Source organism: Salinifilum ghardaiensis (assembly GCF_054491345.1).
In genome coordinates this window covers 3,650,266-3,668,013 of the sequence record NZ_CM137101.1, presented here as the reverse complement: position 1 = coordinate 3,668,013, position 17,748 = coordinate 3,650,266, and the positions used below count along the sequence as shown (strand labels likewise).

General features: G+C 68.3%; 20 protein-coding genes, 4 tRNA genes and 1 pseudogene. 9 read left to right on the top strand and 16 right to left on the bottom strand.

Annotated elements, in window-relative coordinates:
* Window positions 1–447: 447 nt before the first annotated feature.
* The 5 genes from ACVGV0_RS16715 to ACVGV0_RS16695 all read right to left on the bottom strand — a co-directional run bounded on the left by ACVGV0_RS16715 (window position 448) and on the right by ACVGV0_RS16695 (window position 2,777).
* Window positions 448–1,470, bottom strand: a complete 1,023-nt coding sequence (locus ACVGV0_RS16715) for a LacI family DNA-binding transcriptional regulator (RefSeq protein ID WP_459156618.1) — start codon at window positions 1,468–1,470, stop codon at window positions 448–450.
* Between the two features lie 457 nt (window positions 1,471–1,927).
* Window positions 1,928–1,999: transfer RNA gene (locus ACVGV0_RS16710), tRNA-Val, on the bottom strand.
* A 1-nt stretch (window position 2,000) separates the two neighbouring features.
* Window positions 2,001–2,072: transfer RNA gene (locus ACVGV0_RS16705), tRNA-Cys, on the bottom strand.
* A 38-nt stretch (window positions 2,073–2,110) separates the two neighbouring features.
* Window positions 2,111–2,182 (bottom strand) — tRNA-Gly (locus ACVGV0_RS16700).
* Between the two features lie 169 nt (window positions 2,183–2,351).
* Window positions 2,352–2,777 carry an SsgA family sporulation/cell division regulator gene (locus ACVGV0_RS16695; RefSeq protein ID WP_459156617.1) on the bottom strand — a complete coding sequence of 142 codons (426 nt, stop codon included), beginning with the start codon at window positions 2,775–2,777 and terminating at the stop codon, window positions 2,352–2,354.
* A gap of 810 nt (window positions 2,778–3,587) precedes the next feature.
* On the opposite strand from ACVGV0_RS16695, the gene ACVGV0_RS16690 reads away from it, so the two are divergent.
* Window positions 3,588–4,100: a TIGR02611 family protein gene (locus ACVGV0_RS16690; RefSeq protein WP_459156616.1), complete on the top strand. Its 513-nt coding sequence runs from the start codon at window positions 3,588–3,590 to the stop codon at window positions 4,098–4,100.
* 74 nt (window positions 4,101–4,174) lie between these two features.
* Window positions 4,175–4,246, top strand: a tRNA-Val gene (locus tag ACVGV0_RS16685).
* A gap of 115 nt (window positions 4,247–4,361) precedes the next feature.
* On the opposite strand, the gene ACVGV0_RS16680 is transcribed toward ACVGV0_RS16685, so the two are convergent.
* The 8 genes from ACVGV0_RS16680 to ACVGV0_RS16645 all read right to left on the bottom strand — a co-directional run bounded on the left by ACVGV0_RS16680 (window position 4,362) and on the right by ACVGV0_RS16645 (window position 8,952).
* On the bottom strand, window positions 4,362–4,601 hold the full coding sequence (locus tag ACVGV0_RS16680) for a tyrosine-type recombinase/integrase (protein WP_459156615.1): 240 nt from the start codon (window positions 4,599–4,601) through the stop codon (window positions 4,362–4,364).
* Window positions 4,602–4,630: 29 nt separating this feature from the next.
* Window positions 4,631–5,545 (bottom strand): tyrosine-type recombinase/integrase, encoded by a 915-nt coding sequence (locus ACVGV0_RS16675; RefSeq protein ID WP_459156614.1) that lies wholly within the window; start codon window positions 5,543–5,545, stop codon window positions 4,631–4,633.
* Window positions 5,545–5,718, bottom strand: a complete 174-nt coding sequence (locus ACVGV0_RS16670; protein ID WP_459156613.1) for a helix-turn-helix domain-containing protein — start codon at window positions 5,716–5,718, stop codon at window positions 5,545–5,547. The genes ACVGV0_RS16675 and ACVGV0_RS16670 overlap by 1 nt, the downstream gene beginning before the upstream one ends.
* Window positions 5,719–5,720: 2 nt before the next feature.
* Window positions 5,721–6,470, bottom strand: a complete 750-nt coding sequence (locus ACVGV0_RS16665; protein WP_459160039.1) for a replication initiator — start codon at window positions 6,468–6,470, stop codon at window positions 5,721–5,723.
* Window positions 6,471–6,480: 10 nt separating this feature from the next.
* A complete protein-coding gene (locus ACVGV0_RS16660; protein ID WP_459156612.1) occupies window positions 6,481–7,068 on the bottom strand; it encodes a replication initiator in 588 nt (195 codons plus the stop codon).
* An 87-nt stretch (window positions 7,069–7,155) separates the two neighbouring features.
* A complete protein-coding gene (locus ACVGV0_RS16655; RefSeq protein ID WP_459156611.1) occupies window positions 7,156–8,166 on the bottom strand; it encodes a hypothetical protein in 1,011 nt (336 codons plus the stop codon).
* A 19-nt stretch (window positions 8,167–8,185) separates the two neighbouring features.
* Window positions 8,186–8,374 (bottom strand): hypothetical protein, encoded by a 189-nt coding sequence (locus ACVGV0_RS16650; protein WP_459156610.1) that lies wholly within the window; start codon window positions 8,372–8,374, stop codon window positions 8,186–8,188.
* Window positions 8,371–8,952 carry a GGDEF domain-containing protein gene (locus tag ACVGV0_RS16645; protein WP_459156609.1) on the bottom strand — a complete coding sequence of 194 codons (582 nt, stop codon included), beginning with the start codon at window positions 8,950–8,952 and terminating at the stop codon, window positions 8,371–8,373. The genes ACVGV0_RS16650 and ACVGV0_RS16645 overlap by 4 nt, the downstream gene beginning before the upstream one ends.
* Before the next feature lie 184 nt (window positions 8,953–9,136).
* On the opposite strand from ACVGV0_RS16645, the gene ACVGV0_RS16640 reads away from it, so the two are divergent.
* The 4 genes and pseudogenes from ACVGV0_RS16640 (at window position 9,137) to ACVGV0_RS16625 (ending at window position 10,224) form a co-directional block, all read left to right on the top strand.
* Window positions 9,137–9,697: a formylglycine-generating enzyme family protein gene (locus tag ACVGV0_RS16640; protein ID WP_459156608.1), complete on the top strand. Its 561-nt coding sequence runs from the start codon at window positions 9,137–9,139 to the stop codon at window positions 9,695–9,697.
* Window positions 9,698–9,755: 58 nt separating this feature from the next.
* A pseudogene (locus tag ACVGV0_RS16635) lies at window positions 9,756–9,860 on the top strand (NUDIX hydrolase); the annotation flags it as partial.
* Between the two features lie 23 nt (window positions 9,861–9,883).
* Window positions 9,884–10,018, top strand: a complete 135-nt coding sequence (locus ACVGV0_RS16630) for an NUDIX domain-containing protein (protein WP_459156607.1) — start codon at window positions 9,884–9,886, stop codon at window positions 10,016–10,018.
* Window positions 10,015–10,224, top strand: a complete 210-nt coding sequence (locus tag ACVGV0_RS16625; RefSeq protein WP_459156606.1) for an NUDIX hydrolase — start codon at window positions 10,015–10,017, stop codon at window positions 10,222–10,224. The genes ACVGV0_RS16630 and ACVGV0_RS16625 overlap by 4 nt, the downstream gene beginning before the upstream one ends.
* Before the next feature lie 200 nt (window positions 10,225–10,424).
* Here ACVGV0_RS16625 and ACVGV0_RS16620 read toward each other — a convergent pair whose 3' ends face one another.
* A complete protein-coding gene (locus tag ACVGV0_RS16620) occupies window positions 10,425–12,422 on the bottom strand; it encodes a putative bifunctional diguanylate cyclase/phosphodiesterase (RefSeq protein WP_459156605.1) in 1,998 nt (665 codons plus the stop codon).
* Between the two features lie 389 nt (window positions 12,423–12,811).
* Here ACVGV0_RS16620 and ACVGV0_RS16615 point away from each other — a divergent pair, with 389 nt between their 5' ends.
* Window positions 12,812–14,005 carry a beta-ketoacyl synthase N-terminal-like domain-containing protein gene (locus ACVGV0_RS16615; RefSeq protein ID WP_459156604.1) on the top strand — a complete coding sequence of 398 codons (1,194 nt, stop codon included), beginning with the start codon at window positions 12,812–12,814 and terminating at the stop codon, window positions 14,003–14,005.
* A 112-nt stretch (window positions 14,006–14,117) separates the two neighbouring features.
* Here the strand turns inward: ACVGV0_RS16615 and ACVGV0_RS16610 are convergent, their stop codons facing one another.
* Window positions 14,118–15,914 carry an IS481 family transposase gene (locus tag ACVGV0_RS16610; RefSeq protein ID WP_459160038.1) on the bottom strand — a complete coding sequence of 599 codons (1,797 nt, stop codon included), beginning with the start codon at window positions 15,912–15,914 and terminating at the stop codon, window positions 14,118–14,120.
* Window positions 15,915–16,098: 184 nt separating this feature from the next.
* Window positions 16,099–16,467, bottom strand: coding sequence for a hypothetical protein (locus tag ACVGV0_RS16605; protein WP_459156603.1), 369 nt, complete (start codon window positions 16,465–16,467; stop codon window positions 16,099–16,101).
* A gap of 30 nt (window positions 16,468–16,497) precedes the next feature.
* On the opposite strand from ACVGV0_RS16605, the gene ACVGV0_RS16600 reads away from it, so the two are divergent.
* On the top strand, window positions 16,498–16,683 hold the full coding sequence (locus ACVGV0_RS16600; protein ID WP_459156602.1) for an SDR family oxidoreductase: 186 nt from the start codon (window positions 16,498–16,500) through the stop codon (window positions 16,681–16,683).
* Window positions 16,684–16,808: 125 nt separating this feature from the next.
* The gene (locus tag ACVGV0_RS16595; protein ID WP_459156601.1) at window positions 16,809–17,723 is read left to right on the top strand and encodes an SDR family oxidoreductase; all 915 of its coding nucleotides are present in this window, start codon (window positions 16,809–16,811) and stop codon (window positions 17,721–17,723) included.
* Window positions 17,724–17,748: the final 25 nt, after the last annotated feature.

Sequence of the window (17,748 nt, the reverse complement as noted above, 5' to 3'; positions counted from 1 at the left end):
TTCACCCGAGTTGGCGCGCGGTCGGGGTCGACCGGGCGTGGAGGGGCGGGAGAGGGGACCGGCCGGGCTCGGGAGAGGGGCCGACCGGAGGTGCCGCGCGGCGACGCGGGACCCGCTCACTCTGGACCCGTTCCAGAGAGCGCAATTTTCATGAAAATTGGACGCCATCCCCACACGAGTGGAGTACCTGTTGTCCACAGGGGTGCGGCTTGTCCCCAGGTTTCCGGCGTGTCGGTGGGATCACGAACGGGGGAGATGTGTTCGGCGGTGTTGGACGGGCGGGACCGGGCTGGGCCGGGTCGGCACGCGGACGCGTACGGGAAGCGGAGGAAGGCGCGCGGAGAGCGCAGCGCGCAGGGGCCTCCGTGCAGGGGGCGCGACCGCCGAGCGCGTGCGGGGCGGGACGTGCAGGAGCCGTGCAGGAGAAGGCCGGAGCTCCCGCCGCGGTCAGCGGCGGAGCGTGGACTCGCGGACGATCAGCTCGGGCTGGTACACGACGTGGCGGTGCTCGTGCTCGGCGTCCTCGTGGAGCAGCAGCTCGGTGGCGGTCTCGCCCATGCGGAAGGCGGGCTGGCGCACGGACGTGAGCGGGACGGCGGCGGCCGAGGCGAAGTCGATGTCGTCGTAGCCGACGAGGGACACCTCGTCCGGCACCCGCACCCCGGCCGAGACCATGGCCTGCAGCACGCCGAGCGCGAGCAGGTCGTTGGCGCAGAACACCGCTGTCGGGCGCGGCCGCATCCCCAGCAGCCGCGCCCCGGCGTCCCGCCCGGTTTCCACGTCGAGGCTGGTGGTCTCCAGCAGCGCGACCGCCCCCCGGTCCACGCCTGCGGCGTCGCAGGCCTGCCACGCGCCCTGCTGGCGGTCGCGGCACTGGGCCAGCGTCATCGGGCCGGAGACGTAGGCGATGTGCTCGTGGCCCTGCTCGAGGAGGTGGCCGACCGCGAGTTCACCGCCGCTGACGTCGTCGACCGAGATGGAGCAGGCCTCGTCCTCGTTCGCGACCCGGTCGACGTAGACGTAGGGGATTCCGTGCCGCCGCAGCGGGTCCAGGTTGTGCGCGGAGACGTCGGTGGGCGTGACGAGCACGCCCCGCACGCGCTGCTCGGCGAACAGCGACAGGTACAGCTCCTCGGCGGAGGAGTCCTGCGCGCTGTCGCAGAGCATCACTCCGAGGCCTTCGGCCCGGGCGGCCCGTTCGGCCCCGTGGGCCACGCCGACGAAGAACGGGTTGCGCATGTCCAGCACGAGCAGGCCGAGGATCCGGCTCTGCCCGGCGCGGAGCTGGCGGGCGGACTCGCTGCGCACGTAGCCGAGCTCGTCGATCGCGCCCACCACGCGGGAGCGGGTGGCGGCGGACAGCAGCTCGGGGCGGTTGAGCGCGTTGGACACCGTCGCGATCGACACCCCGGCGTGCCGGGCCACGTCCTTGATGCTGACGGTCCGACTGCCGTCACCGCTCGTCGACACCCGTCCTCCGCTGCTCACCGGAAATCCGCTTCGCGTCCAGTATATAACGATTCAATCACCGGTCGTGCCCGGGGTGCGGCGCTGCGCGGTCGCGGCAGCGGTCATCGGCAGCGCGGCGAGCTCGGGTCCGCCTCGGCGAGGCGGTGCGCAGCGCGAGGAGGACGTGGCGACCGCTGTTCCGCGCGGGCGGGGCGCGGTCGATGGCGGAGGCCGCCTCAGCCTCCCGGGGAGCCGGCTGCACCGATCTCGCACTGGCGCAGATCGGCGGTGCGGGAAGCGCGGGGTGAGTTCTTCGTCGCCGCCGCGGCGGAGGTGCTGCCCGCCTGCGCGAGCGTCCGGACGGGTCCGTCGCCTCTCCGGGTTGCGCAGCAGTGACCTGCAGCGGAGAGCGGTTCCAGCAGTCGGTGCGAAAAATCCCTCGACCCCGCCCCGGAGCGCGATCAAGGGATTTCAGAAGTGCGCGATGCTGGGATCGAACCAGCGACCTCTACCGTGTCAAGGTAGCGCTCTCCCGCTGAGCTAATCGCGCGAGGCGGAGACGGGAATCGAACCCGTGTACAGGGCTTTGCAGGCCCTTGCCTCAGCCACTCGGCCACTCCGCCGAAAGTCACGGCGCGCGTGACAAGACGTGAACCCGTAGAGCGGATGACGGGATTCGAACCCGCGACCCTCAGCTTGGCAAGCTGATGCGCTACCGCTGCGCTACATCCGCCTAGCCCGCGGCGCTCGACTCGCGGGGACACCCTCGGGTGAACCGACCGCGGCCGTGCACCGCCTGCACCAAGTACCTTAGAACACCGGCTGAACGGTGATCAAAGGGGGGTCGGTTCCGCTCCGGAGCATCCCCGCGGTGCGGCACCCGCGGTCCGCTTCTTTCGAGGTCAGCCCAGGTCGTGCGGGAGCATGCGGGTGAGCGCCTCGTCGACGTCGACCCACTGGTTCTCGTTGCCCGGGACCACGACGTCGTAGGTGCGGTCGAGGAAGTCCGCGAGCTCCTGCGCCGAGGCCTCGAACATCGCGTGGCCGGACGGCGAGCTCAGCTCCACGACGACGACCTCCGGATCGTCCGCCGCCGGGCGGATCATGACGTCGCCCTCGCCCGCGTTCGCGATCAGTCCATCAGCCAACAGGTCACGTGCGAAGACCCATTCCACCCAGCCGGCACGCCCGGTCCGGAACGCCGCGACGACGGCGTACGGATCGCGGGTGTCGTAGCGCAGCTCCACCTGCACGGGAACCGCAGGAGCTTGCGGCGCGAGCAGATCGAAAACTGCCGTGGAACGCAGGGTCACGTGATCGTTGCGCATTGTCCTCCCCTTCCTGCTGCCGCCCGGCCGATCTCCCGGCCAAGCTTCACAGTTGTGACGCCGTATCCCGCCCGCACACTCGCCGAAACGGCAGAGATCACCCGGATGGGGCAGGAACGTGGTTGCCGATCCACCGACTCGACTGTTGTTCATCGGGGCGGTGGCACGCGTTCTGTTCTGCTGTGCTGGATGCCGGTGGGTACGCAGTGCCGTACGGCCCCCAGGGGCGCATCCGACTCCGCCCGCGGTGGAGTGCTGAGAACCATCGATCACGCGCCCCGGATCCCGCAACGCGCTGTGACGGTTTTGCCCGGTGTCGTGGTGTTGGCAGTCACGCTGTGCACACCCCGCCGTGGACGCCGACCGGCGGTCGATCGCGTACCGATGTCGCACGTCATCGACTCGCCGAACGCTACGTCCAGGATAGGGGGCTTGTCATCAGGGCACACTTCCGAGCGCGCACGCACCTGAGATGCTGACCACGGAGTTTCATCAGAACGGGTTAACGGCATGCTTCGCTCTGGAGTCACACAGGGCCGCCACAAGCCCCATGAGTGAGGTCGAGGTCACAATGTGATGAGAATCGAACTCCGCGCGTCGTGGCCGTTGCGGGGGCGTGAACGCGCCTGCGGGCCCTGCCGGCGGCAGTCCCGGTCGCGCCCGACGCTGCGCCCCCGGTGCTCGAGTGCCCGCGGGCGAGCATCCCGTGGCCGGTACCCGCGTGCTCGAATGCCCGGCCGTGGTCGAGCACCCCGCTCCGACACTACGCTGGCGTCATCCGATTGTCCCAGCACCGGCCGACGGGAGGACGTGCTGAACGAGCCGAGCGAGCGCCGCGGAGACGACTCGCCGGAGCACGCCGCGACGCGGGCGGGCGCCGGCGCGGGGGACGCCGGTGCGGGAAACGAGGGCGTGCGGGCCGCGCGGGCGCGCTTGCGCCTCCACCGGGAGCGCATCCGCCGCAGGCCCGCCCTGAACGTGAGCTACCGCTTCCTCGTCGGCGTCCTCGGCGTTGCGGTGCTGCTGTGCGGGTTCGTGCTGATCCCGTACCCGGGGCCGGGGTGGCTCATCGTGTTCGCCGGTCTCGGCATCCTGGCCACGGAGTTCAAGGCGGCCCACCGGGTGAGCGCCTTCGCCGGGCGGCAGTACCGCCGCTGGGTGCACTGGCTCGGGCGGCAGCACGCCGTCGTGAAGTGCGGCGTCGCGGCGGGCACCGGTGTGGTCGTGCTGGCCACCCTCTGGGCAGTGGGTGCGTTCCAGCTGGTCGGGGCGTGGTTCGACCTGCACTGGACGTGGTTGGCCTCCCCCCTGTTCGGGGCCTGAGATCGATCGTGTAAAGTTGTCCATGTCGCCAACGGGGAGGCGGCGGAAAACAGAACGGCCCGCGCGGCCGATGAGGGCGATTAGCTCAGCGGGAGAGCGCTTCGTTCACACCGAAGAGGTCGCTGGTTCGAACCCAGCATCGCCCACCTGGCAAAGGGCCTGGTCAACGCCTCAGCGAGAGGTGAAGACCAGGCCCTTTCTCCGTTCCGGCGACGGGGTCAGTCAGCACACAGTCAGCATCAGGATCAGCAGGGCCCCGGCTCAGGTGTCCCCGAGGGCTCGCAGGATCCGGTCCCCGCCGTCCGTGCGGCGAGTGTAGAGATCCAGGGTGGTGGACGACCGTTCGTGCCCCACGACGCGCTGAACCATGTTCACGGGGACGCCATCGTCGACCAACCATGTGGCGTACGAATGCCGCAGATCGTGGAACGTCGGAGCGTCGCCCGCGCGCCGCGCTACGTGGCTGACGGCGGCTTCCCGCGACTGGAACCATTCCGACACCCGGCGGCCTTCCCGATCCGTCCACTCGGCTAGGAAGCCGTATCGGTGGGGGTCAGGTGCCCCAGCAAACCAGCCCGCACCAGGGACGGCTTCCACACGCGAGTGCGAAAGAGAGTTCGACGCAGTGGCTTGCCGACCGTGTTCGGGAAGATCAAGCCACCCTCCTCAGGAGGCCAGGTGGCCACGTGATCACTGATCACGGCGACCAACCACGAGGGGAGGGGAACGGTGCGGATGCCGGCAGTCGTCTTCGGGATCGCCTTGAACGACGTATGGCCCTTCACCTCGATGACCGTTCGCTTCACGGTGAGGGTGGCGTTGTCCAGATCGACGGCGTCGGTGCACAAGGCGGCGATCTCACCCCAGCGCAGACCAGTGCCCGCCGCAGTCGCGACAACCCCCTTGTAGTACTCGGGAATGACGGGCAAGAGCTTGTCGAGGACATCCGTCCGGTTCATGATCCGCTGCCCCCGCTTCTGCCGTTTGGGGAGTCGTACTCCCTCGCACGGGTTGTGCTGGATCATCTTGTTCTGCACCGCAGATCGCAGCACCGCCGATGTGAGCCGGTGGCATTCGACGATCGTGGCGTGAGCCAGCGAGTCGGTCAGGTCGCTGACCCAGGTCTGCACAGCCATGTGATCGATGTTGCCGAGAGGCCCATCGCCCCACTGCGGCAACACGTGGTTGCGCATGATCGATTCGTCCCGTGCTGCTGTGGTGCGCTCGGTCGTCCAGGACTCCATCCAGCGTTGCGCGTAGTCGCGGAAGGGGACTCGACCGGAGTGCGGTGAGACGTAGCTCCCGTGAGCCATGTCGGTCTCGATCTGCGCAACGAAGGTCTTGGCCTCACGCTTGGTGCGGAACGTCTTCGCGCGCTGGTTGCCCGCGGGATCGCGCCAATTCGCGCGCCACTTTCCGCTGGGAGTAGTGGTGATGAACGCCATCAGGAAACCTCCCCGTCCAGCCAGGCGTGGAACCGTGAACACGGAATGACCCATCGCTTGCCGAGTCGGAGCGATGGGATCACGCCCTGCCTGACCTGCTGGTAGGCGACGCTTCGCGATACCCCCAAACGACCAGCTACTTCGTCCACTGTGTACGTTTCACGTTGAATCATCTTCAATCCTTCCTTTCGTTGGCGTATTTGAGTTTTCGGAGTTCGCGGGTGCGGTCGCCGATGGCTTCGGCGAGTTCGCGCTCGTCGTCGCTGGCGTGGCCGATGTGGGTCATGTGCCAGTGGTTGACCACGAGCACGGAGTCTTCGGCGACGCCGAGTTCGGCGAGGTTCTCCTCCAGGCGGAAGCGCTGGCGATCGCCGCGGAGGCGTTTGAAGGTGGTGGAGTAGCGCTTCGATTTGGTGAGGAAGTGGCCGCGGAAGGCGAGCATGTGTGCCCAGTGGCGCAGCTTGAGCTCGGCCAGGTCTTCGTTCTCGGCGAGGTCCCAGGCGGTGCGCATGATCCGCCGGTGGTGCTCGCTGGTGGGGATCAGCTCGATGTGCGACCGGGAGCGCAACCGTCGGTCGGCGGCTTCGGACTTGCCGGTGCCTTTGGTGGCGTACTTGGCCACGTACGAGGCGATCCGGTCATCCGAGATTGCCCCGGAGGTGTCCTCGAACCGGCTCACTTCGGCCTGTTGGACGGGGCGGACGTCGAGCTGCTCGCCCCAGGTGAACTCCCGGGAGTGTCCGTCCACGTCCGGGGCGGGAAGCCGGGCATCGCGGTGGGCCCCGCGGATGGCCTCGGTGATCAGGGCTGTTGTGGCCCACGGAGGGGTCTCATCGTCGGGGCCGGCCGGACCGTCGATACGGATCACGGCGTGGAAGTGGATGAGCCCCCGCCGTTGGAACTCGGCGACCTTGGCGTAGGACAGCCGGGCGTGCTCACCGAAGTCCCGGACTCGCAGTCCGGCGGCGCGAGGTGCCGGCGCAGGGCGATGGTGAAGCGGTGCCAGAGCTGGGAGGCGTGGGCTTGCCAGAGGACGTGGCCGTGTAGTCGTAGGAGTCGGGGTCGAGCGGTTGTCCGAGCCGCGAGTCCGCTTCGTGGTGGGAGGTGCCGCAGCGGCACGGCCGGGGCTTGCCGGTCTTCGTGGTGGGGCGGTTGTGCACCGGGCCGAACGAGGGCGCGGTCAGCGTGACGAACAGCCGCGGCTTGCCCGAGACCTCCTCGGGCACGCCCTTGGAGCCGCCCGCGAGACCCGAGCGCAGCAGGTGGAAGGCATCGGCGGCGTAGCGATCCGAGCAGGCGGGGCAGACGGATTCGCGGCGGTTGCCGCAGGGGGCGAGGATCTGCCCGCGGGTTTCCTTCAGGGCCGCGCCGGTGGTCGCGTCGGTGATGGCCCACCGGCCGGACAGGTGCACCGGGTTGAGACACCCACCGGTGGCCTGAACTTTCGAACGCCAGATGTCGTAGTCAGGAGCCTGCAGCCTGCGGGTCAGCGGGTCAGTGGTCGAAAGCGGCGGTAGGGCCACGAGCAGCGGTCACCTCCCAAACGTCGAGGGCGGGAGGCACCGCCAGGTGCTCGGCGCGTGCTCCCGCCGAGCTGGATGCGGAGTCGATTACGGGGTGGCCACCGGGTGGCCGTCGTGGGTGGCCAGTTCCGTGACGATGCGCTGGGCCATCGCGTCGGGCAGTTTCACCGCCTGCTGCACGTCGGCCGTGGTGATCTCCCGGCCTTGGGCAGCAGCGCCCTGGTAGGCCTCGCGGAGCTTGGCCACCACGGAGTCCGGCAGCTTCAGCGAGCGCACGGCGGCCAGATCGGTGATGTCTGGCACTGTGTCGCTGCCGGTCGCGGCCGATGGCGGTGGGTAGGTTCCCGCTCCGGCCCCGGGGACCGCTGGTTGAGCGGCCTGGGAAAGCTGTCGGGGAGCAGACCCCGGTGCCGACGGGGGTGCGGTCTCCGGGGCCACCTGGGAACCGGATTCGCTGTCCTCGGCGACCGGTTCCGGTTCGGCCCCGGATGAGGCCTCAGGCGCCGAGTCCTGGGACAGCGGTTGCTCTGTCCCCTGGTCGTTGACTGCCCGGATGATCTGGCGGGTGCGGGCCTGGATGACGGGGATGACTTCGGCGACGCCGTAGACGATGATCGGCACGATCGCGTGCACCGCCAACGAGCCCAGGTTGAACACCCCCTCCCCGAGCAGGGGTGCCAGCTGGGGGATGACGTTCATGGCCGGCGTCGAGGCCAGCAGCGTGTGCTTGAGCCTGCCCCACCAGGCGTGCTCCGGCTTGACCCCGTGGGAGAGGATCACCGCTTCGAAGTTGAGCAGCGTGACGAGCAGGCCGGCGAACATCGGCTCGACGCACCAGGCGGCCCACCACAGCGGATCGGCCGGGGTGGTGCCCGTGGCGAGGAAGCGTTGCACCCCGGTGGTGGTGAACACCAGCCCGAGGCAGAGGAAGATCCACAGCCCGATGAGAGTGCGGCGGGCGTGGCGTTGCATCACCACCGCGACATGATCCGGATCAGAAAGCAGCGGGCGCAGACGGCGGGATTCGGCGATGTCGTATTCGAGGTCGGCTACCCGCCGGGTGCGCCCATCGGCGTTCTTGGCATCGCGAAATGCCATGGCACAGCGTCCTTTCTGGTCACTGCGGCGGGGTGAACAGAGCCATCAACCCGCGGATCAGGCCGATCACCGACAATGTGGCGAGCACGGCCGCACCGGGGCCGAAGATCAGCCAGACTCCGGCGATGCCGGCCAGGGTGAGCAGGGTGATCAGCAGGGTCAGGGCGATGCCGCGGCCGGTGACGTGGACGAAGAGCAGCGTGTTCATCGAGCAGCCTCCACGGAGTTCGAGCGGGCAGGGGTGCGGGTGGGTTTGGCCTGATACATCCGCGCATCGGCGCGGGAGAGCACGTGTGTCAGCGCGGCGTGCGGGGTGATCGGGATGGTGGCCGCGCCCCACGAGGTGGCCACCTCGACCGGTTGGCCGTCGACGACGCGGGTGCCCGACAGGGCGCGGGTGATCTCGACAGCGCGGGACTCGGCGGTAGCAGCCCCGTCGCCGGTGAGGAGCACGGCGAACTCGTCACCGTGCAGCCGCACCACCAGCTCACCCGTTCCGCGTATTTCGTCGAGGTCAGAGGCGAGGGTCTGCAATACTCGATCACCGAACCGGTGGCCGTAGGTATCGTTGAGCGCCTTGAAGCGGTCCACGTCGCCGAGCAGCAGCGCCACCGGTTCCCGATTCCGGGCGAACAGGCACAGGCGGCCGAAGCGGCGGTAGAGCTCGGCACGGTTGCCCAGCCCGGTCAGCGCGTCGGTGTGCAACCGGCGGAACAGGGTGGCCGCGTAGTAGGCGGCTCCGCCACCAGCGAGCGAGGTGGCCAGTAAGGCCAGTTCCGTCAACACGGGATAATCCACTCCTCTCGGGCATGACAACGGCCCGCCGGATCAGGGCGGGCCGAGATGGGAAAAGGCAGGTCAGGCAACGTCGTCTTCGTCGTCGCCGTCGAAGACCTCGATGTGTTCGAGCTCGGCGAGGTCGAGCAGTACGTCCCCGTCCTCGCTGTCTTCGGGGATCTCCTCGTCCTCGGTGTCGGCGTACTACATCGACGTGCATCCGGTGAGCAACGTCGAGTACGCGCGGTTCGTCGCCGCGACCGGTCACAGCTCGCCGCAGCACTGGACCGGCGGCACGTATTCGGCCGAGCTGGCCGAGCACCCGGTGGTGTTCGTGACGTGGAAGGACGCCGCCGCCTACGCCCAGTGGGCCGGCAAGGAGTTGCCGAGTGCGCAGCAGTGGGAGAAGGCCGCCCGCGGTACCCGCGGCACGGTTTACCCGTGGGGTGATCAGCCCACGCCGGCCAAGTGCAACGTGCGCGAGAGCGGCATCGGGGCGAGCACGCCGGTGGACCGGTATCAGAGCGGGGCGAGTCCGTACGGGGTCTACGACCTGTGCGGCAACGTGTGGGAGTGGTTCTCGACCTCCTCCCGGCCGGGCCGGCGGGAGCTGCGCGGCGGTGCGTGGACGAGTCCGTTCGAGCGGGCCACGCCGTCCTCGTTCAACGACGCCGCCGAGACGATGTGCGACGACGACACCGGGTTCCGCTGCACCGTGACCGCCGAGGAGATGGAGCGCCTGCTCAGCCGGTAGGCGCGACGGCGCGAGAGTTTAAGATGGCGGTGCGCAGCCGAGTTGATGAGTTGAACTCATGCCGAAGCAGGACTACTGCGATGATTCGCATGCGCCGGCGGCGAACAGCCTGGTCGTGGCCGTGGCTGTCGTCGTGCGCGATTCCGGGGGCCACGTGCTGCTCATCGAGCGCACGGACAACGGGCTGTGGGCCCTGCCCGGCGGGTCCCAGACCTCGGCGAGAGCACGCGTGAGGCCGCGATCCGGGAAGTCGAGGAGGAAACCGGGTTCACGGTCGAGGTCACCGACGTCATCGGGATCTACTCCGACCCAAGCACGTGATCACCTACGACGACGGCGAGGTCCGCCAAGAGTTCTCCATCGTCTTCCACGCCCAGGCGAGCAGCGGCCAGTTGCGGACGAGTTCGGAGACCCGCCGGGGGCACTGGGTTTCGCCGGCTGAGGCGACCGCCCTGCCGATGCACGAGTCCATGCGGCTGCGCCTCGAACGCGGCCTGCAGGACCGCACATGGCCTTACTTCAGCTGACCGCGGCTCGAGTCGTGCACGAGTGCGATCGACAGCGGCGAGAGTGCCGCTGAGTGCCGATTCGGTTGACTTCACCTGATGCGTGACGTGAGAGCTATCAGTTCGTCCTATACCTCTAGCAATTCGGGATCCAAGAACGGTTCCGAATCAAGTGGTACCCCCGCGACGTAACGAAGACGGCACCAGAAGGGCCGAGAACCTTACCTTTCAGCGAGGCGAGCGCGAAAGTCGTTAGCGGGCAGGGGATGGGACAAGAAGTAGCCCTGGTAGGCGTCGACGTTCAGGGCTTGCAGTGTGTGGAGTTGCTGGGACGTTTCGATGCCTTCGGCGACGCAGGTGTGGCCGAGCGCGTGGGTCATGGTGACGATGGCGTGGGCGATGTCGTGGTCGACCGGGTCGGTGTCTATGGTGTTCACGAAGCTGCGGTCGAGTTTGAGGATGTGCACGGGCAGGTTCTTCAGGCGGGTGAGAGTGGAGTAGCCGGTGCCGAAGTCGTCGAGAGCGAAGCGCACGCCGCGCTCGGCAAGGCGGGTCATGGCCTCGTGGGCCTGAGTAGTGAGATCGACCAAGGCGGTTTCGACGACTTCGAGCACCACGCGGCGGGGATCGATGCCGGACTCGTCGAGGAGATCGGTGATCTCACTGAGGAAGTGCGGGGCATCGGGCAGTAGTTCGCTGAGGTTGACCGCGACAGCAGGAGGTGCGTTCCCGGTCGGTCGCCAGCTGGCGGCTTCGGCCAGGGCGGTGCGCAGGACCCACCGGTCGAGCTCGCGGGCGAGGCCGCCTTGCTCGGCTGCTGGCAGGACCACACCGGGGCTCAGCAAGCCGTGTTCGGGGTGGGGCCAGCGCAGCAGCGCTTCGGCAACCATGATCGTGCCGCTGCTGTCGATGACGGGCTGGTAGTGCAAGGCCAGAGCGTTGGTGCGCAGTGCCTGGCCCAGCTCGCCCTCGAGTTGCAGTTGGCTGTCCACGGCAGTGATCAACTCCGGGTCGGCCAGCGAAATCCGGCCCGGACCGCGGCTTTTCGCGTGGAACATCGCCACGTCGGCATAGCGCAGCACGTCTTGACTGGTCATGGCTTCAGTGAGGAACGCACCCCCGATGGAAGTGGAGATGCTGACCAGCTGGTTACCGGCCGGCACCATCGTGCGCAGCGTCTCTGAGACGCGTTGCGTCAGCGCGTGCAGCCCGCCGAGCGCGTGCAGATCGTTGGCGATGATGAGGAACTCGTCACCGGAGAGCCGACCGACCGTGCACCCGGCGGGCAGGGAGGCGGTGAGTTGCCGCGCCAGGGCGAGGAGGACGTTGTCTCCGGTTTCATGCCCGAGCGAATCATTGATCCGTTTGAAGTTGTCGATGTCGCAGAAGATCACTCCGACGGGTTCGGAGTTGTCGACGGTGAGGTCGGTCAGCAGCTCGTTGATGCCACGTCGGTTCAACAATCCGGTCAACTCGTCGCGACGGGCCTGATCGCGCAGCGCCTGCTCGGCCTGCCGCAGCGCGGTGACGTCGTGCATGAGCACCTGAAAGGCCGGCTGGTCATTCCACGTCGTGCGCACCGAGACCGACTCGACGAGCACCGTGCTCCCGTCCAGGCAGGTCAGGCGCACCTCGGTGGGCTCTGAGGCCATTCCCGGCTCGGTGAGCCCCTCCACCCGCCGACGCAACGCGCGCAGGGAGGGCTCGGCGATGAACTCGTCGATGGAATGCCCGAGCAGTTGCTGATCCGAGTCGGCACGCATCAGCCGCACGGTAGCGGGGTTAACGTAGGTGAGGATGCCGTCTTGGTGCACGCAGACCGCATCGGGGCTGAGTTCGACGAGCAAACGGTACCGGTTGGCGAGCACGGCCAACTGCCGAACGTCCTCACCCTCGGGCCGGGCGTCGGTGACGATGCCCACGAGCCCCTCCGACTGGTCCTTGCCGAACGGGCGCGCCCGGAAGTGCACCCAGTGCGCCACCCCGTCTGCGTCCTCGAACCATTGTTCCGATTCCACGTCCTGCCACACCGGCACCGCGGACATTGATACGATCAAGGGTTCGAGCAGCTCGCGCAAGCGTGTTCGCAACGCCTCGGTGGTGGCGCCGGGCATTGCCAGCAGCCGGGAAAGGCCCGAGGAGAACCACGTGAGATCGCCACTGTCGTGGCGATACTGCCACAGCACGGCCCCGTGTGCGGTCAACGCGAGATCCAGCACCGCACGACTCAGCTCGGAACCAGGTGGAAGATCACCGGCGTGCTCGTGCCCCTCGCGAGGCATCCACGTCCCCCTCTCCGTCCATGTCGACAGGGCAACTGTCTCCACCATCGCCCACGTGCGCAGCCCTCCGCAGTAGCCGTGTCCGGCGAGCGCGCTTCGGCGAGCACGTCCGGAGAGTGCCGCATAGCGGATCCGGACGAATACATACTGTGTTTCTCTCCGCCGACTTCAACTCGATGTTTCATTCATATGGGTTAAAAAACGAAATATATAAGCACATGTAGTAGCAAACCTCGAGTGTTCTCGGCACTGTCGTGTGAGGGGAGGGCGCGGTCGTGCTCACGATCCGTGTCCACGACCGTGCGGAACTGAGCGAGGAGACCAGCATGAGCACGCAGCAGTTAGATATCACTGGATTGGGTACGGTCACCGGCTATGGATGGGGTCGGGAGACCCTGTGGGACGGCCTGATCGCGGCGAAACCGGCTGCGTCGCTGCATCCCGGCTATCAGGATGCTGGGCAGCAGTCCGGGTGGGCCGCACTCGTGCCCGAGGGAGGCGACCCGACCGACGGGACCAGCCGGTTCCAACGCGCGATGCGTGCCGCCGCCCGTGAGGCCGTCCAGGACGCCAGCACGCGGGGATGGCAACCCGGCCGGCGGGTCGGCCTGCTGCACGCGGTCGTACTGGGCGAAGTCGATCTGTGGAAGGACTTCTACATCACCCAGGACGGGCAGCTGCCCGTGCGCGACTACCTCGCCCTCATGCCGTCCACACCGATGTCGACGTTGATGCAGGAACACGATTTCCACGGCCCCGCGATGAACGTCGGAGCAATGTGCTCCTCGGGCAACGCGGGCCTGCTCACCGCCAAAGCCTGGCTGGACGCGGGCATCGTCGACGACGTGGTCTTCGTGGCCACCGATCTGTCGGCGACCCCGGAGAACGTCGAGCACTTCGTCAAGATGGGCGTGGCCATCACCGACACCGATCCGCTGCAAGCATGCCGCCCCTTCCAGGAAGGCAGCCGAGGCTTCAGCATGGGTGAAGGCTCCGTGAGCATGGTCCTGTCCAGGCAGACACCCAACCCCTACGCACATGTCCTCGGCGGAGCCATGTCGCACGACGCCCACCACGTCACCTCGATCGACCCGGAACTCACCGACATCCGACGCTGCTTCACCGAAGCCCTCGACAACGCCGACGTCGACCCCAGCGAGGTGCGCTACCTCAACGCCCACGGACCCGGAACCGGCCAGTGCGATCAGGCCGAGGCCACCATCTTCGACTCCTTGTTCCCCGCCGAGGCCCAGCTCTACTCGGTCAAGCCCCTCGCCGGCCACTGCCAGGGCGCCGCCTCGGCCGTCGAGATCGCTGCCACCGCCCTGGGTTACGACCGCAACCTGCTGCCCGCACCGCCCACCATCGCCTCCGGGCACCCACGCCTGCTGAACGGTCCAACCCGGCCGAGCGACGGACTCACAGTCAAATCCTCCATCGGCATGGGCGGCCACAACTCCGCCGTCATCCTCAGCCCAGCATCCGAAGGACCCAACAAGCCCCAAGGCGGCACACGCTGACGTAACCGCTCACTGCACAAGCATCTCCCGGGACCGCCCACACAGCCTCAGAGTGTGTCGAGTCTCAGGTGATGGTTGACGTTGTGGTTTCATCTGTTGCTTGACGTTGGGGCTAGGAAACGTTGGGGGTGCGGGGGTGTTGTGCCTTCCAGCTGCGCACTGGCTGGGTGGTGGTGCGGCGGAAGGTGCGTTGTCCGCCGTCATCGAGTTCGACGGTGATCGTGTGCTCGGCGACGTGGACGGTGACGACAGTGTGCGCGTGGACGCGGCCGAGGGCGAGGTTTTGCCGGGCGACCATGATCACGCCGCTGGCGGAGGCGCGGCGTTGCACGGTGATCGGTTCGTGGTGTGGTCGGGGTGCGGGCCCGGCGGGGCGGGCTCCTCGCAGGGTGCGGGTCTGGTTGGCGGTCAGGGGATTCGTCCGGGTGCGGAGCAGTTCGCGGGTGTCGGGATCGAAGATCATCAGGGTGGCTGCTTCGAGGCGGATGCTGACTCGGCGGCCGGCGAGGATTTCGGCGGCGAGGATGCGCCGTCCGGCCAGGGCGATCAGCCCGCCGCGGCTGACGGTGCGGTCGACTTCGATGGCGGTTTCCTCGCCCGTGCTGGGTGGCAGTGGTGCGACTCCGGCGGGACGGGCGCCGGTGGCCGCCAGGGTGTGCAGGTCGGTGACTGACAGGTGCGAGCGCACCGTCTTCACCCGGGCACCGCCGATCATGAGGTGGATCAGGTCGCAGTCGGCCCAGAAGGTCACGGTGACCCCGGCCTGGGTCGGGCCGAGCCAGAACTGCTTGCCGCGCACGGCCAGATTCCCGCTGGGCGGCACGACTCGGTCGAACTCGATGGGTCCGCCGGTGTAGGCGGCTGGTGCGGCTGTGTTGGCCTCCTCGCGGGTCTCGGGCCGTTCGGGCGCGTGCTGGGCTGGCTGTGCCGTGGGGGCGAGGGTGAGTTGGCTGGGCAGCCGCAACGGCAGCACTTCCTCGTTGCGGGCGCGGTCGGCTTGGCTGGCGGCGAAGTAGTCGGCCGGGCAGGCCATGTCCAGCGTCTGGTGCGGGCGTTGGCAGTTGTAGTCGGCCACCCAGGACTCGATCGCGGCCTGGGCGGCCAGCACGCTGGTGAACGGATCGGCATCGCAGAGCAGTTCACGCCGCAGGCTGCCGTGGAAGCGTTCGATCTTGCCTGTGGTCGTCGGCGAGGACGGCTGGGTCAGCCGATGCGTGATCCCGTTGTCGCGGCAGATCCGATCGAACAGCACCTCGCCACCGCGACCGAATCGGTCGGTGAACTGCTTGCCGTTGTCGGTGAGCACTTCCTCCGGGACGCCGAACTGCTGCAACGCCTCGGCGAAGGCGGTACACACGGCCCGTCCGGTTGCTCGAGCCACGACGGTCGCGAGCACGCAGAACCGCGAGTGATCATCCACGCCGGTGACAACCTTGGCTTCGGTCCCATCTGCGAGCCGCACTCCGCCGACGATGTCGAGTTGCCACAACGCCATTGGTGCCGGGCGCTGCCACCGCCGGTAGTCCGCACGTCGTCGTCGGCGCTGGCCGGGCTCGATCAGTTTGTGCCGCACCAGGATTCGATACACCGTCGCCCGCGAAGGTGCTGGAGTCTCGTGCGGTACCACGAGTCCCAGTTCATAAGCGATCCGGCGCGGCCCCCAGCGAGGATGCTCGCGGCGCATCTCACAGACCCAGGTCTCGACCTGCCCGTCGGCCTGATGCGGACACGACTCCGGGCGATGCGATCGATCGATCAACCCGGCCAGACCATCCGTGCGATACCGATGCAACCAGGTATGCAACGTCTGCCGGGAGACGCCGAACTGGGCCGCCACGGCCTGCTTCGGTTCACCACGCTCGACCGCCAAGACGGCCCTATACCGCTGCTCGACAACCGACAACTCCACCAGAGCCAATCTGGCCTCCCGATCACCGCCACCAGGACGGCAATCAGCAAAGCCGATCAGGCCCCCTGTCAAGCATCAGGTGAGACCGGTGTGTCAAGCATCTCCCGGGACCGCACACACAGCCTCAGTGCGCGTGTGTTCAGAATTTCTCCACTGCATCAAGGGCGGCCCCTGCCGGGGCGGTTCAGTTTTTCGTGCTGAAGCTGGCACACCAGCCGTTGTCGGCGCGGATCCGCCAGATCGTGCGCTCCGAGACCTTGAACCCGGCCGTCACGACCTGATCGGCTAGCAGGCGGTAGCCGAACTCCGGATCGTCGCGATGGGCGTCGAACACCGCGTTGGCGACCTGGGCCTGCCGGTACTCGGTACTGGTCACTGGCTGGCGACGCCACCGGTGATAGGGCTGGCGAGCGATCTTCAGGGCCCGACATGTCACCGCCACGGGCACCCCGTCGGCGGCGAGCTCGCTGGCGAGCGGCTTCGCGGTTACGGGCCACGCGGACGACGACGTCGTCGCGGAACTCGCGGGGTTAGAGCTTGGGCACAGTGACATCCTTTCAGCCTGCCGCGCGGGCTAGCCACGGTGTGTGTCACCTACCTCTGCATCAGCCCCGAAGGGCCGGCCCCGCTCGGGAGGGACGCGGAACCGGCCGATGTCGGTCACGCGTGCCTGTTCCTCGCGTCGCCGCTGGCTTCGTTCGTCACCGGCAGTTCGCTGGCGGTGGACGGGGGCAGCGGAGCCGCGCACGCTGTCGCGGGCAGTTGGTGACGCCGCACCCGCCGACGCGGGAAGCGGTGCGGCGAACGGTTCGCCGCGGTTCGGAGCGCTGCCGTGCTGGTGCGGAGCACCGCGGGCAGCGGTTTGTCGGTCGATGCTGGAACGTGGAGGTAGTGATGTCCGGAATGTGCGCGGGTCGCGTCGCCGTGGTGACCGGTGCGGCGCGCGGGCTGGGACGGGCGCACGCGGTGGAACTCGCGCGGCAGGGGGCCCGGGTCGTCGTCAACGACGTCGGCGTGCGCGGGGACGGCGGCGGTGCTGATCCCTCCGCGTGCGCGGAGGTCGCCGCGGAGATCCGGGGGATGGGCGGCGAGGTCCTCGTCGACGGGTCCGATGTCGCGGACTGGGAGCAGGCGCGCGCGTTGATCGATGACGCCGTGACGGCGTTCGGCGGACTCGACGTGCTCGTCAACAACGCCGGATTCCTGCGCGACCGGATGTTCGTCAACATGTCCGAACAGGACTGGGACGAGGTGGTGCGGGTGCACCTCAAGGGGCACGCGGCGATGCTCCGGCACGCGGCGGAGCTCTGGCGCACCCGCGCGAAGAGCGGGCACACCAACGACGCGCGCGTCATCAACACCACCTCCGGTGCCGGGTTGCTCGGCAGCGTGGGGCAGACCAACTACGCCGCGGCGAAGGCGGGTATCATTGCGCTGACGTTGAACGCGGCTGCGGAACTGGGACGTTACGGGGTCAACGTGAACGCGCTCGCCCCCTCGGCGCGCACCAGGATGACCGAAGGCGCCTTCGGGGCGGCCATGTCCGAGCCGGGGGACGGGAGCTTCGACGAGATGGCCCCGGAGAACGTCGCCCCGGTCGTCGCCTGGCTCGGCAGCGACCGCTCGGCTGCGGTGACCGGCAGGGTGTTCGAGGTGGCGGGCGGTTGCCTCTCGGTGGCGCAGGGATGGTCCCGGGGCCCGGAGATCGACGTCGGGCGACGACTGCGAGCCGCGGAAGTGGACGAGATCGTCCCCGACCTCCTCGCTCGGGCGGCGGCACCGGGACCGGTTTACGGGGCGGCGAGCTGAACGGCCCGAGCTGTTGCGGCTCGTG